The sequence below is a fragment of the Neisseria maigaei genome, assembly GCF_958267405.1.
GTDB classification, from domain to species: domain Bacteria; phylum Pseudomonadota; class Gammaproteobacteria; order Burkholderiales; family Neisseriaceae; genus Neisseria; species Neisseria bergeri.
Window position 1 is genome coordinate 24,677 of sequence record NZ_CATQFT010000062.1, and the last position, 13,315, is coordinate 37,991.

At 54.0% G+C, this 13,315-nt stretch carries 12 protein-coding genes; 8 read left to right on the plus strand and 4 right to left on the minus strand.

Translation table 11 applies throughout. The features are described from left to right. Window positions 1-18: 18 nt before the first annotated feature. Entirely contained in the window at window positions 19-1,032 is a 1,014-nt protein-coding gene (locus Q3O06_RS10830; RefSeq protein WP_301818873.1) for a Slam-dependent surface lipoprotein, read from the minus strand. Between the two features lie 1,024 nt (window positions 1,033-2,056). On the opposite strand from Q3O06_RS10830, the gene Q3O06_RS10835 reads away from it, so the two are divergent. Next, window positions 2,057-3,574, plus strand: coding sequence for a surface lipoprotein assembly modifier (locus tag Q3O06_RS10835; RefSeq protein ID WP_301818874.1), 1,518 nt, complete (start codon window positions 2,057-2,059; stop codon window positions 3,572-3,574). 60 nt (window positions 3,575-3,634) lie between these two features. On the opposite strand, the gene Q3O06_RS10840 is transcribed toward Q3O06_RS10835, so the two are convergent. Beyond that, on the minus strand, window positions 3,635-5,521 hold the full coding sequence (locus tag Q3O06_RS10840; RefSeq protein ID WP_301818875.1) for a bifunctional chorismate-binding protein/class IV aminotransferase: 1,887 nt from the start codon (window positions 5,519-5,521) through the stop codon (window positions 3,635-3,637). A gap of 168 nt (window positions 5,522-5,689) precedes the next feature. Between Q3O06_RS10840 and ppk2 the strand changes: the two genes are divergently transcribed. Next, window positions 5,690-6,619: a polyphosphate kinase 2 gene (gene ppk2 / locus Q3O06_RS10845; RefSeq protein WP_003711028.1), complete on the plus strand. Its 930-nt coding sequence runs from the start codon at window positions 5,690-5,692 to the stop codon at window positions 6,617-6,619. Between the two features lie 81 nt (window positions 6,620-6,700). On the opposite strand, the gene aldA is transcribed toward ppk2, so the two are convergent. After that, entirely contained in the window at window positions 6,701-8,143 is a 1,443-nt protein-coding gene (aldA, locus tag Q3O06_RS10850) for an aldehyde dehydrogenase (protein ID WP_301818877.1), read from the minus strand. A 107-nt stretch (window positions 8,144-8,250) separates the two neighbouring features. Continuing rightward, window positions 8,251-9,168: a helix-turn-helix transcriptional regulator gene (locus tag Q3O06_RS10855; protein WP_301818878.1), complete on the minus strand. Its 918-nt coding sequence runs from the start codon at window positions 9,166-9,168 to the stop codon at window positions 8,251-8,253. Between the two features lie 173 nt (window positions 9,169-9,341). Between Q3O06_RS10855 and Q3O06_RS10860 the strand changes: the two genes are divergently transcribed. The 6 genes from Q3O06_RS10860 to Q3O06_RS10885 are packed head-to-tail and all read left to right on the plus strand — an operon-like array spanning window position 9,342 to window position 13,303. Continuing rightward, a complete protein-coding gene (locus Q3O06_RS10860; RefSeq protein ID WP_025457618.1) occupies window positions 9,342-10,142 on the plus strand; it encodes an ABC transporter ATP-binding protein in 801 nt (266 codons plus the stop codon). A 47-nt stretch (window positions 10,143-10,189) separates the two neighbouring features. Continuing rightward, on the plus strand, window positions 10,190-10,966 hold the full coding sequence (gene mlaE, locus Q3O06_RS10865; RefSeq protein ID WP_127263500.1) for a lipid asymmetry maintenance ABC transporter permease subunit MlaE: 777 nt from the start codon (window positions 10,190-10,192) through the stop codon (window positions 10,964-10,966). Between the two features lie 50 nt (window positions 10,967-11,016). Beyond that, a complete protein-coding gene (gene mlaD / locus Q3O06_RS10870) occupies window positions 11,017-11,514 on the plus strand; it encodes an outer membrane lipid asymmetry maintenance protein MlaD (protein WP_301818880.1) in 498 nt (165 codons plus the stop codon). Between the two features lie 37 nt (window positions 11,515-11,551). Next, window positions 11,552-12,142 (plus strand): MlaC/ttg2D family ABC transporter substrate-binding protein, encoded by a 591-nt coding sequence (locus Q3O06_RS10875; protein ID WP_301818882.1) that lies wholly within the window; start codon window positions 11,552-11,554, stop codon window positions 12,140-12,142. A gap of 58 nt (window positions 12,143-12,200) precedes the next feature. Then, window positions 12,201-12,479, plus strand: a complete 279-nt coding sequence (locus Q3O06_RS10880) for an STAS domain-containing protein (protein WP_301818883.1) — start codon at window positions 12,201-12,203, stop codon at window positions 12,477-12,479. Beyond that, a complete protein-coding gene (locus Q3O06_RS10885) occupies window positions 12,476-13,303 on the plus strand; it encodes an MlaA family lipoprotein (RefSeq protein WP_301818885.1) in 828 nt (275 codons plus the stop codon). Before Q3O06_RS10880 ends, Q3O06_RS10885 begins: the two co-directional genes overlap by 4 nt. Window positions 13,304-13,315: the final 12 nt, after the last annotated feature.

Below are 13,315 nucleotides of genomic sequence, written 5' to 3' on the forward strand. Positions count from 1 at the left end.
TTAAAAGTGGATTGATTATTATTTTTTGAGATGGTCGGTACTCATATCAGTGGTTTCATTAGGTTTTTTTTCATAACTCACGCCGCCGAATACGGTATCGAGGGAGCGGTCGTCTTGAAAAGTGATTTTGCCGCCTATGCTGGTTTCGCTGTCGCGGTAGCCGTTGAATTTGCCAAAAAACTTGCCTTCCAAGTTGCCGGTTTTGCCGCCGGAGGTGGCAGTGCCGGAAAAGTTCAGACCGTCAATCATTGCGTCTTTAATTTCCACATCCGGTCCGTAATCGCTGTTGCCGCGGATTTCGCCTGCCAGTTTGTTGCTGTTGAAATTGGCGGTAATAAAGGAAAGGACGGGGGTGTTTTCATAACCGTAATAAATGCTGCCTTTGGGCGGCGTATAAGAGGAGGTAACAAATTGCCCGTTTCTGACGCGGATGCCCCAAACCTGATAAGTGATTTTGCCTTTGGTTTCGGGTGTGGTGCTGCCGACAGACTCCGGCGTTTTGCCGACGGGGAAGCCGCCGGCGAAGAGGTCGATTTTGCCGTTGGGGCCTATCCACGCCCCGAATTTCATATAATCCTGCTTGGTGATTTCTGCGAAATCGTTAGCCCCGGATTCGCTGCAACAGATAAAGATGCGGCTGCCGTCGGCAAGCCGCTGGCCGGCGTGGCGGTCGGGCATTTTGAAATCGGGGGTTTCGTTGCTGGGGGGTATTATGGGGTCGGCGTAGGTTGAAAGGGCGTATTGCGCGCCACCGGGTGTTTTGAAGATGAATGATGTTTCTTTGATTTTGTAGTCGGGGAAAGGTTCTTTTTCTACTTCCCGCTGCTGAATGGAAATGCCGGATGTGCTTCCGGTGCCGGCGGTGTTGATGTTTTCAATGTTGCCGTTATCGCTTGATAACGTTACCTCGCCGGCGGTCAGCGGCGTGGCGGTGGGGATGGACACGGGGACGTGCGGTTCGGCTACCCCCCCCCCGGCACAGGCGGCAAGGGCGGCGGCAAGCGGCAGTAAGGACAGGGCTTTGTATTTCATCGCATACTCAATCTTGATGATGTTGTTAAGAATAGTTTTGATTATTAGTTTAAATGTTATATGATGTCAACTGTTTTATAGGGCGGCGCGGAAATCGGACGTGCCTGCGTTTGTCTGCCGTGTTTCTGCCTTTGTTTTTTATAGTGGATTAACAAAAACCGATACGGCGTTGCCTCGCCTTAGCTCAAAGAGAACGATTCTCTAAGGTGCTGAAGCACAAAGTGAATTGGTTCCGTACTATTTGTACTGTCTGCGGCTTCGTCGCCTTGTCCTGATTTTTGTTAATCCGCTATGTAGTTGGTTAAAATAAAACTAAGCCAAGGAAGCACTGCCGTCATTCCCGCGCAGGCGGGAATCTAGTCTGTTCGGTTTCAGTTATTTCCGATAAATGCCTGTTGCTTTTCATTTCTAGATTCCCACTTCCGTGGGAATGACGGTTCAGTTGCTACGGTTACTGTCAGGTTTCGGTTATGTTGGAATTTCGGGAAACTTATGAATCGTCATTCCCGCGCAGGCGGGAATCCAGCCCTATCGGTGTGGAAACTTATCGGATAAACGGTTTCTTGAGATTCCGCATCCTAGATTCCCGCTTTCGCGGGAATGACGAAAAGTTGCAGGAATGACGAAAAGTTGCGGGAATGACGAAAAGTTGCGGGAATGACGGTTCGGGCATTCCTTAAATCACCCGTGTATCGCTGTAAATCTTAGAGATGGCGGAATATAGCGGATGAACAAAAACCGGTACGGCGTTGCCTCGCCTCAGCTCAAAGAGAACGATTCTCTAAGGTGCTGAAGCACCAAGTAAATCGGTTCCGTACTATTTGTACTGTCTGCGGCTTCGTCGCCTTGTCCTGATTTTTGTTAATCCGCTATAAATGTGAAATCCGCCCTTTGAAAATCGGGTGGCGGTTTTTTGCCTGCCCGCTTTCAGACGGCAAAGCCGGTTTTCACGGGTTTCTGCCTGTTTTTCGGATAGTTTGACGTGCTTCGGCGGCGTGTTTGCCAGAAAGGTAAATGACAGGGTATGTTGTATTTCAGATACGGCTTTTTGGTTGTTTGGTGTGCGGCAGGTGTTTCTGCCGCCTATGGGGCGGATGCGCCCGCGATTTTGGATGACAAGGCATTGTTGCAGGTGCAGCGGTCGGTGTCGGATAAGTGGGCAGAATCGGATTGGAAAGTTGAAAATGATGCCCCGCGTGTGGTTGACGGGGATTTTTTGTTGGCGCATCCGAAAATGTTGGAACATAGTTTGCGCGACGCGCTCAACGGCAATCAGGCGGATTTGATTGCTTCGTTGGCGGATTTGTATGCCAAGCTGCCGGATTATGATGCGGTTTTGTACGGCAGGGCGCGGGCTTTGCTGGCGAAATTGGCGGGAAGGCCGGCGGAGGCGGTCGCGCGGTATCGGGAACTGCACGGGGAAAATGCGGCAGACGAGCGGATTTTGCTGGATTTGGCGGCGGCGGAGTTTGACGATTTCCGACTGAAGTCGGCAGAAAGGCATTTTGCGGAGGCGGCAAAATTGGATTTGCCGGCGCCGGTTTTGGAAAATGTGGGGCGTTTCCGGAAAAAAACGGAGAGGCTGACGGGCTGGCGTTTTTCGGGCGGCATCAGCCCGGCGGTCAATAGAAATGCCAATAATGCCGCGCCGCAGTATTGCCGGCAAAACGGAAGCGGGCAGATATGCAGTGTCAGCAGGGCGGAACGGGCGGCAGGGTTGAATTATGAAATCGAGGCGGAAAAGCTGACGGCGTTGGCAGATAATCATTATTTGTTGTTCCGTTCCAATATCGGCGGCACAAGCTATTATTTCAGTAAAAAATCAGCTTATGACGACGGGTTCGGCAGGGCTTATTTGGGCTGGCAGTATAAAAATGCGCGGCAGACGGCGGGGATTTTGCCGTTTTATCAGGTGCAGTTGTCGGGCAGCGACGGCTTTGATGTGAAAACAAAACGGGTAAACAACCGCCGCCTGCCGCCGTATATGCTGGCGCACGGGGTGGGTGTGCAGCTGTCCCATACTTACCGCCCAAACCCGGGATGGCAATTTTCGGTCGCGCTGGAACATTACCGCCAACGCTACCGCGAACAGGATAGGGCGGAATACAATAACGGCAGGCAGGATGGGTTTTATGTTTCGTCGGCAAAACGTTTGGGCGAATCGGCAACCGTGTTCGGCGGCTGGCAGTTTGCGCGGTTTGTGCCGAAACGCGAAACGGTGGGCGGCGCGGTTAATAATGCCGCCTACCGGCGCAACGGTGTTTATGCCGGCTGGGCGCAGGAGTGGCGGCAGTTGGGCGGTTTGAACAGCCGGGTTTCCGCGTCTTATGCCCGCCGCAACTATAAGGGCGTTGCGGCTTTCTCGACAGAGGCGCAACGCAACCGCGAATGGAATGTCTCGCTGGCTTTGAGCCACGACAAGTTGTCGTACAAAGGCATCGTACCGGCGTTGAATTATCGTTTCGGCAGGACGGAAAGTAATGTGCCGTATGCGAAACGTCGCAACAGTGAGGTGTTTGTGTCGGCGGATTGGCGGTTTTGAATGGTGGGATAATGCCGTCCGAACTTTGCAGCAGCAGGTTCGGACGGCATTTTTGCGCGTTCAGGCAAGGGCGGCGGCAAATACGCCGCGCAAGGCGTTGGAGAGGCGGATTTCTTCGGCTTTTTGCAGTGTTTTTTGTGTGATGTGTGTTTCGATCACTTGATTTGTTTGCAAATATTTTTGCGGTTCGTCCAACACGGCTTGGCGCATTATGCCGTTTAAAATGTCTAAATCTAAAGAGGGCGTAAGCCATTGTCCGCGATGTTTGATGAACACGTTGCTTCTGCCGCCTTCGAGCAGGATGCCGTCTGAATTGAAAAACAGGCTGTCGAACGCGCCTTGCGTTTCGGCGGTTTGCCACGCTTGGTCGAAGAGGGCGCGGTGTGTGGTTTTGAAGCGGCGCAGGTAGTTTTGTGCGGGCAGGATGGTCGGCGAAATGATGACGCGCTGTTTGTCAGCCAAATGGTTTAAAACGGCGCGGGACAGGCTGATGCCGTCTGAAGCGAGCAGGGCTTTGATGCGGAACGCGCCGTCGGGCAAGCGCGCGATGTATTGTTTGATTTGATTTTCGCAGCCGTCGGGCAGGGGCAGGTTGAGGGCTTGGGCGGAGGTTTTCAGACGGCATAGGTGGCGGTCGAGCAGGGCGCAGCGTCCGTTTTCCGCGCGCAGGGTTTCAAAAATGCCGAAATTGGGGCGCAATTCGTTGAGGAATCGGGCTTTCCAGCCGCATTCCCGATATTCGGCGGCGGGGTCGCTGTCGATGACGATGCCAGAACCGACCCCGTACACGCCCCGATACGGCGGATTGGCTTCAAACGGATACGGCGTTGCCCCGCCTTGCCCTGCCGTTCGGGCTTGCGCGTTTGAATCCGGGTCGCCGATGACTGAAACAATGCCGTCTGAAGCCGGGTTTGAAGCGGGTTTGAGCGACAGGGTGCGGATAACGACGTTGAATATGCCTTCAAACCCCAAGCCGCCGGAACACGGGTTCAAATAGCCGATGCTGCCCGTATAAAGTCCGCGTGCTTCGGTTTCGAGTGTTTCGATAATCTGCATACTCATTTTTTTGGGCGCACCGGTGATGCTGCCGCAGGGGAAGGCGGCGCGGAGGATGTCGGCGACGCTAATGTGCGGCAAGGCTTGGGCTTGGATGGTGCTGGTCATCTGCCAGACGCTGCCGAAACGCGACACTTTAAACGGCTCGGGCACGCATACTTTGCCGGTTTGGGCGATTTTACCGAGGTCGTTGCGCAGTAAATCGACAATCATCACGTTTTCGGCGCGGTTTTTCGGGTCTGCTTGCAACTCGGCGGCGCGGCGTTCGTCTTGTCCGTCGCCCAAAATCGGCGCGGTGCCTTTCATCGGTTCGGTGCTGATGGTGCCGTCTGAAGCGATGTTGAGGAAGAGTTCGGGCGAGAAACACAGCGTCCACGCGGATTGCCCCTCCGCATCGGGCAGGTGGGACAAGACGGCATAGGGGACGGGCTGGCGCAGGCGGCGGTAGAGGCTGACGGGATTGCCGTAGGCTTGCAGGTGCAGGCGAGTGGTGTAGTTGATTTGATAGGTGTCGCCGCGTCGGATGGCTTCGTGGATTTGGCGGATATGGTCGAGGTAATCGGCTTCGGATACGGAGGATTGCGGCGTGGAAATGCCGGCGGGGAGGCCGTCTGAGTGTCGGGCAAGCCAGCTTGCGGCATCGGTGTCGGCGCAGTCGGCAAACCAGTGCAGGGCAAGGTTGCCGCCGCGCTCGGACTCAACCCCCGTCAGCGGCAAACCGAATTCGTAGTCTGCAAACAACACCGAATGCAACCCTTTTTGCCAGCCCTTTTGCAGCGCGCCGTCCAAAGCATCGAGTTCTTCGGGACCGAAAAAACGGCTTTCTACATGATTTTGATAGCGTTTTGCGCGGCCGCTTACGGCATCGTCAAACAGGGCGAAATAGGACATAGCAATTCGGGGTAAATGTTTTGATTATACGCTCTTTTTACACATATTTTCAGACAATTCGGCAAATATCGGCAAAATGTAATTTTATGTAGAGAAAGTGGGGGCGAAGGTGTAAAATTGTGAAAACAAATTTCGATTTCCAACCTGAAATACAATAAGGAGACCTTTATGGCAGACCACCAGCTGCAACCGTTTGAAAACGTAGAATTGGGCGAAAAGCAAGACCAGCTCCAAGTATTTGAAAAAGCTGTTTTGGAACACGAAGGCAAAGGTTCTGCCGAAGATTCCGGCACTGCCCCGCTGCCCGAAAACTACCCCTACCGCAAACGTATGCGCCGCGCCGCCTACGAAGCCGAAAAAGCCAAACTGCAAATCGAATTGCTGAAAGTGCAAAGCTGGGTCAAAGACTCCGGCCAGCGCATCGTCAGCCTGTTTGAAGGCCGCGACGCGGCAGGCAAGGGCGGCACGATCAAACGCTTTATGGAACATTTAAACCCGCGCGGCGCGCGCGTGGTCGCATTGGAGAAACCAACCACTACCGAACGCGGACAATGGTATTTCCAACGCTACATCCAAAACCTGCCGACTGCGGGCGAAATGGTATTCTTCGACCGCTCGTGGTACAACCGCGCCGGCGTGGAACGCGTGATGGGCTTTTGCGAACCCAACGAATATATGCTCTTTATGCGCCAAACACCCGAATTGGAACGTATGCTCGTCGCCAGCGGCATCCATCTGTTCAAATTCTGGTTCTCCGTATCCCGCGAAGAACAACTGCGCCGCTTCATCTCCCGCCGCGACGACCCCCTGAAACACTGGAAACTGTCCCCCGTGGACATCCAGTCGCTCGACCGTTGGGACGACTACACCGAAGCGAAAAACGCCATGTTCTTCCATACCCACACCGGCGACGCACCTTGGGTCATCATCCGTTCGGACGACAAAAAACGCGCCCGTTTGAACTGTATCCGCTACTTCCTGCACCAGTTGGACTACCCGGGCAAAGACGTGAAAGCCATCGGCAAAGTGGATGAAAAAATCGTCCTCGTCCCCGATACGCGCTACAAAGATAAAAACATCGACCTCGGTCATGACTGATTGCCGGTGAAGCAATAAAAATGCCGTCTGAACCCGAAAACGGGTTCAGACGGCATTTTCTATCGGGGTTTCAAAGCGGCATTAAATGTCGGTTTCCAGATAAACGACTTGGGTTTGCAGATATTCTTCCAAACCGTGTTTGCCGTCCGCGCCGCCGATACCGGATTTTTTCCAGCCTGCGTGGAAGCCTTGCATGGCTTCAAAGTTTTCGCGGTTGATGTAGGTTTCGCCGAATTGCAGGCGGCGGGTAACGTAGAAGGCTTCGTTTAAATTAGTCGTATAAACAGAACTGGTCAGACCAAACTCGCAATCGTTAGCCAAGGCGATGACTTGGTCGAGCGTGTCGAAAGCGGAAACGGGCAGAACGGGGCCGAAGGTTTCTTCTTTCATAATGTCCATACTGTTGTCGGTGTCGGTCAGCAGGGTAGGCTCGAAGAAATAACCGCGTCTTTCGGCGCGTTTGCCGCCGCAAACCAGTTTCGCACCTTGTTTGACTGCCCGTTCCACTTTTTCGGCAACGGCTTTGACGGCGCGTTCTTCAATCAGCGGGCCCATTTCCAGCGCGCCTGCTTCGGCTTCGGCAGGGTTGCCGTAGCGCACGCCTTTCATGGCGGCGGTCATTTTTTCAATGAACGCGTCTTTCAGGCTGCTGTGGACATAGACGCGCTCGGCGCAGTTGCAGATTTGACCGGTGTTGCCGACGCGCGAAGCCAAGATGGATTTCACCGCCAAATCCAAATCCGCGTCTTTCAAAACGATGGCGGGGGCTTTGCCGCCGAGTTCCAACGAAACTTTGGTGATGTTGGCGGAAGCGGCTTCCATCACTTGGCGGCCCGCTTCAACGGAACCGGTCAGGCTGACCATATCGACTTGCGGATGGGCGGACAAGGCATTGCCGATTTCCGCACCCGGACCGTTCACCACGTTGAACACGCCTGCGGGCAGTCCGACCGCATCGACGATTTCGGCGAAGATGTGGCAGTTGATCGGGGTGACGCTGCTGGGTTTGACGACGATAGTGTTGCCCGTTACCAAGGCGGGGCCCATTTTGCGGGCAATCAGGAAGAAGGGGAAGTTCCACGGCAAAATGCCGGCGATTACGCCCAGCGGACGTTTGAACAATAAAATATTTTCGCGCGGGCGGTCGCTTTGGATGATTTCGCCTTCATAACGGCGCGCCCATTCGGCTTGGTAATCGAGATAGTCGGCGGTGAACATGACTTCCACGCGCGCCAAGTCTTTGGTTTTGCCGCCTTCGGCAACGATGGTGTCGGTCAGCTCGTCGGCGCGTCCGCGTATGCCTTGGGCGATTTTGCGCAAATACGCGCCGCGTTCGACCGCAGGCAGCCGCTCCCATGCCGGTTGCGCCGCACGCGCTGCCGCTACGGCGCGGTCAACGTCAGCCCTGCCGCCTTTGGGTTCGCGGGCGATGGCCTCTTCGGTGGACGGGTTCAATACGTCGCGCCATTCGCCGTCGAAGTCGTTTTCAAAGCGACCGTTGATGTACATGGCCAATTGTTTCATTTCGGGTTCTCCAGTTTTGTAGTCAGATGTAGTTTTAGTTTATTCCCAAATAAATTGCCGTACAAGTTTCTTTACACGCGGATTTCAGGTTTCAAATCAAATGCGGCTTACCGGTTTTCTTTTTTGGTTTCCGCCGGCGTGCTGCCGAAATATTGCCTGAATGCCTGAGTAAAGCTGGAAACGTGGCGGTAGCCGCACAAATACGCGGTTTCGCCCACGCTTTTACCCCCGTTTTGCAACAGGTAGAGCGCGTGCTGCATTTGTTTGTGGTGCAGCCACTCGCTTGCCGTAATGCCGAAATGGCCGCGCATACGGCGTTGCAGCGTCCTTTCGCTGATGTTCAGCGCGTCTGTCAGCCGGTTGACTTGGTGTGCGCCGCCGTCGAACGCGGCATTCAGGGTGCGGCTGAAGTCTTCAGACGGCATAGCGTCTGCTTCCGCCGTTTCTCCCGCCGCCGTCCCAATGCCGTCTGAAACCATGTCCCACAAATCCGACAGCATCCGTAAAACGTCCGCCTCGCGGCGCAATGTTTCGCCCAAATGCCCCTTTGGGACAGCTTGCAGGCAGGATGCCGCTAAGCCGCGCAGGTTTGGGGGCAAATCCCATATCCTGACCGGCTCGCGGTAAAGCAGGGGGGCGAAACGCGCGTATTCCGGGCGCAGCAGCCATTGTTCCATACCTTTAATGGTCATTTTGACCGTTTTGCCGCCGCGATAAAGATAGCGGCTGAACAGGACTTCTTCCCCGACAGCAATCAGAACGATCTTGCCGCAGTCCGCATCGATTTGAAAACGGCGGCGGTTGATGCCGAAGTCCAAAGAGCCTTCCAGCAAAAGTACGAACGACACATAAGGTTCGGCGAGGCGGCTGCTGCAAAAATCGCACCGTGCCGTTACCGTACCGCCGTGGATGGAAATGCCGTTGGACAAAGTATCGAAACGGTAGCCGCCTTCCACATAATCTCCGCCCCCGTCGTTCGCCAGGCTAACGAACCGGCTGCTGTTCAAATGTTCTGCTTTTTCCATAGTTTTCTGATAAAGGTTATCATTTGAAAGATAACATTTTTCGCCACAGCAAACAATCCGCCGCCGACAACGGCATTTTCACAACACTTACCGTCCGTATGCCGTCTGAAAATTGCCCGTCTTTCCGATAAGCCTTAAAATACACGCCGTCAAACCTATCGTTTTGCCCGCACATGAGTCCTTTCCCTTTTATCGAAATGAAAGATGTCGCCTTTGCGTATGGCGACCGCCCGATTCTGAAGAATATCAATTTCAGTATTCCGCAAGGCAATTTTGCTGCCGTAATGGGTGGTTCGGGCAGCGGCAAAACCACGCTGATGAGGCTGATTACAGGACAGATTCGTCCGCAGTCCGGGCAGGTTTTGATTGAAGGACGGGATTTGGCGGGCTTTTCGGCTGACGAGTTGTATGAACACCGCCGCCGTATGGGTGTGTTGTTCCAACACGGCGCACTGTTTACCGATTTGTCTGTATTTGACAATATTGCTTTTCCGATGCGTGAACTGACGCAGCTGCCGGAAGCGGTGATTCGAGATTTGGTTTTGTTGAAACTGAACGCGGTCGGTCTGCGCGGCGTGGAAAACCTGATGCCGTCGGAGTTGTCCGGCGGGATGTCGCGCCGCGTCGCGCTGGCACGCACGATTGCGCTCGACCCTGAAATCATGTTGTACGACGAGCCGTTTACCGGCCTCGATCCGATTTCGCTGGGCGTGATTGCCCACTTGATCAGCCGCGTCAACAAGGCTTTGCGTTCCACCAGCGTTATGGTCACGCACGACATTGAAAAATCTTTGGAAATCGTCGATCAGGTGATTTTCTTGGCGCACGGCGAAATTATGTTCTCCGGCTCGCCGCAGGAAATGCGCGAACTGGATTCGCCTTGGGTGCGCCAGTTTGTCGGCGGGCTGGCAGACGGCCCCGTGGCATACCGCTATCCGGCGCAAACCTCATTGCATCAGGATTTGCTCGGGTAAATGAGCCGGTGCCGTCTGAAACCGTTGAACCTTACACATAGAAATTTATGAATTTTATCCGTTCCGTCGGGGCGAAAACCCTCGGCTTTATTCAATCCCTCGGCAGTATTACGCTATTTCTGTTGAACATTCTGGCGAAGTCCGGTACGGCTTTCGTCCGTCCTCGCCTGAGCGTGCGCCAAGTGTATTTCGCCGGTGTGCTGTCGGTGTTGATTGTTGCCGTTTCGGGGCTGTTTGTCGGTATGGTTTTGGGTTTGCAGGGTTATACGCAGTTGTCGAAATTCAAATCCGCCGATATTTTGGGCTATATGGTTGCGGCTTCGCTGTTGCGCGAACTGGGTCCGGTGTTGGCGGCGATTCTGTTTGCCAGCAGCGCGGGCGGTGCGATGACCAGCGAAATCGGTCTGATGAAAACGACCGAACAGCTCGAAGCGATGAACGTGATGGCGGTAAACCCTGTCGCCCGTGTGGTTGCGCCGCGCTTTTGGGCGGGTGTGTTTTCCATGCCGCTTTTGGCTTCGATTTTCAACGTGGCGGGCATTTTCGGCGCGTATTTGGTCGGCGTAACTTGGCTGGGCTTGGACAGTGGCATTTTCTGGTCGCAAATGCAGAACAACATCACGATACATTACGATGTAATCAACGGTCTGATTAAATCCGCCGCGTTTGGCGTGGCGGTAACGCTGATTGCCGTGCATCAGGGCTTCCACTGCGTCCCGACCTCGGAAGGCATTTTGCGCGCCAGCACGCGCACGGTGGTTTCGTCCGCCCTGACGATTTTGGCGGTCGATTTTATATTGACCGCGTGGATGTTTACAGATTGACAGACCGTCTGAAAACGAAACAAAGAACATTGGATATTCAAGGAACTTTAATGAAAAAGAATGTATTGGAATTTTGGGTCGGACTGTTTGTTCTGCTCGGCGTGGCAGCGGTCGGCTTTCTCGCTTTCCGCGTGGCGGGCGGTGCGGCGTTCGGCAATTCCGGCAAGACTTATACCGTATATGCCGATTTCAGCGACATCGGCGGCCTGAAGACCAACGCGCCGATTAAATCCGCAGGCGTATTGGTCGGACGCGTCGGTTCCATCGAGCTTGACCCGAAATCCTATCAGGCGAAAGTCCGTCTCGATTTGGACAGCAAATATCAGTTCAGCAGCGATGTTTCCGCGCAAATCCTGACTTCCGGCCTGTTGGGCGAACAATATATCGGCCTGCAACAAGGCGGCGACACCGAGAATCTTGCCGCAGGCGATACCATTTCCGTTACCAGCTCCGCCATGGTTCTGGAAAACCTGATCGGCAAATTCATGACGAGTTTTGCCGAGAAAAACGCGGCGGGCGGCGACGATGCGGCAAAAGCCACCGAATAAACGTACACCATCATATTCAAACTAGGACACTTAAATCATGAAAAAAACCTCTTTCATCAGCGCACTGAGCATCGGCATCTTGAGCATCAGCATGGCAGTTGCCGCCCCTGCCGACGCAGTGAACCAAATCCGTCAAAATGCCACTCAAGTATTGAGCATCTTAAAAAACGGCGATGCCAACACTGCCCGCCAAAAAGCCGAAGCATACGCGACCCCTTATTTCGATTTCCAACGCATGACCGCACTGGCGGTCGGCAACCCTTGGCGTACCGCGTCTGACGCGCAAAAACAAGAGTTGACCAAAGAATTTCAAACCCTACTGATCCGCACTTACTCCGGTACCATGTTGAAATTCAAAAATGCCAACGTTAACGTTAAAGACAACCCTATTGTCAATAAAGGCGGCAAAGAAATCATCGTCCGCGCTGAAGTCGGCGTACCTGGGCAAAAACCCGTCAACATGGACTTCACTACCTACCAAAGCGGCAACAAATACCGTGCCTACAACGTCGCCATCGAAGGCGCAAGCCTGGTAACCGTGTACCGCAACCAATTCAGCGAAATTATCAAAGCCAAAGGCATAGACGGGCTGATTGCCGAGTTGAAGGCCAAAAACGGCAGCAAGTAATCCATAAGCCATGCCGCTAGACTGAAGGCGGCATGGATTTTTTTTCCTACCGAACACTATGCATACAGAATTCAATAACGAAACATTGCGCGTCAGCGGCGACATCACTGTCAAAACCCTGACCGGGGACGCATTTGAGCGTTTCCGGCAGCAATGCCGTCTGAAAGAAACCATTGCCGTCGATTTCGGCGGTGTCAAACGTGCCGATTCCGCCTGCGTGTCGCTGCTGCTCGAAGTGCTGCGCGGCGGCAAAGGCAGCGTCAGGCTGACCGGCATTCCCGAATCCGTGCGCGCGCTGTCCGAACTGTACGAAATCAAAGACTGGCTGAAATCATGAAAAAAACCGCCTACGCCATCCTCCTGCTGATTGGATTCGCCTCTGCCCCTTCATTTGCAGAAACCCGTCCTGCCGACCCTTATGAAGGGTATAACCGCGCCGTCAGCAGGTTTAACGATCAAGCCGACCGCTACATTTTTGCCCCTGTCGCACGCGGCTACCGCAAAGTTACCCCGCAACCCGTCCGTACAGGTATTTCCAATTTCTTCAATAACCTGCGCGATGTGGTCAGTTTCGGCAGCAATATCTTGCGCTTGGACATCAAACGCGCAAGCGAAGACCTTGTCCGTGTCGGCATCAATACCACTTTCGGGTTGGGCGGGCTCATCGATATTGCCGGTGCGGGCGGCATACCCGACAACAAAAATACATTAGGCGATACATTTGCCACATGGGGCTGGAAAAACAGCAATTATTTCGTAATGCCCGTTTTCGGCCCGTCCACAGTCCGCGATGCGCTCGGTACGGGTATTACCACTGTTTATCCGCCCAAGAATATCGTTTTCCATACCCCTGCCGGACGCTGGGGAACGACTGCCGTATCCGCCGTCAATACCCGTGAAGGCCTGCTTGACCTGACCGACGGCCTGGACGATGCCGCCATCGATAAATACAGCTACACACGCGACCTCTATATGAAGGTACGTGCCCGGCAGACCGGTGCAACACCTGTCGAAGGTACGGAAGATAACATCGACATCGACGAATTGGTCGAAAGTGCCGAAACCGGTGCGGCGGAAACTGCCGTTCAAGAAGATTCCGTATCCGAAACACAGGCAGAAGCAGCAGGGGAAGCAGAAACGCAACTTGGAACACAACCCTAAAGCCATGCCGTC

What these genes read in the sequence shown, in the direction of transcription:
- Q3O06_RS10830 (WP_301818873.1), bottom strand. Translation starts at nt 1,032, where the DNA reads ATGAAATACAAAGCCCTGTCCTTACTGCCGCTTGCCGCCGCCCTTGCC.
- Q3O06_RS10835 (WP_301818874.1), top strand. Translation starts at nt 2,057, where the DNA reads ATGTTGTATTTCAGATACGGCTTTTTGGTTGTTTGGTGTGCGGCAGGT.
- Q3O06_RS10840 (WP_301818875.1), bottom strand. Translation starts at nt 5,521, where the DNA reads ATGTCCTATTTCGCCCTGTTTGACGATGCCGTAAGCGGCCGCGCAAAA.
- ppk2 (WP_003711028.1), top strand. Translation starts at nt 5,690, where the DNA reads ATGGCAGACCACCAGCTGCAACCGTTTGAAAACGTAGAATTGGGCGAA.
- aldA (WP_301818877.1), bottom strand. Translation starts at nt 8,143, where the DNA reads ATGAAACAATTGGCCATGTACATCAACGGTCGCTTTGAAAACGACTTC.
- Q3O06_RS10855 (WP_301818878.1), bottom strand. Translation starts at nt 9,168, where the DNA reads ATGGAAAAAGCAGAACATTTGAACAGCAGCCGGTTCGTTAGCCTGGCG.
- Q3O06_RS10860 (WP_025457618.1), top strand. Translation starts at nt 9,342, where the DNA reads ATGAGTCCTTTCCCTTTTATCGAAATGAAAGATGTCGCCTTTGCGTAT.
- mlaE (WP_127263500.1), top strand. Translation starts at nt 10,190, where the DNA reads ATGAATTTTATCCGTTCCGTCGGGGCGAAAACCCTCGGCTTTATTCAA.
- mlaD (WP_301818880.1), top strand. Translation starts at nt 11,017, where the DNA reads ATGAAAAAGAATGTATTGGAATTTTGGGTCGGACTGTTTGTTCTGCTC.
- Q3O06_RS10875 (WP_301818882.1), top strand. Translation starts at nt 11,552, where the DNA reads ATGAAAAAAACCTCTTTCATCAGCGCACTGAGCATCGGCATCTTGAGC.
- Q3O06_RS10880 (WP_301818883.1), top strand. Translation starts at nt 12,201, where the DNA reads ATGCATACAGAATTCAATAACGAAACATTGCGCGTCAGCGGCGACATC.
- Q3O06_RS10885 (WP_301818885.1), top strand. Translation starts at nt 12,476, where the DNA reads ATGAAAAAAACCGCCTACGCCATCCTCCTGCTGATTGGATTCGCCTCT.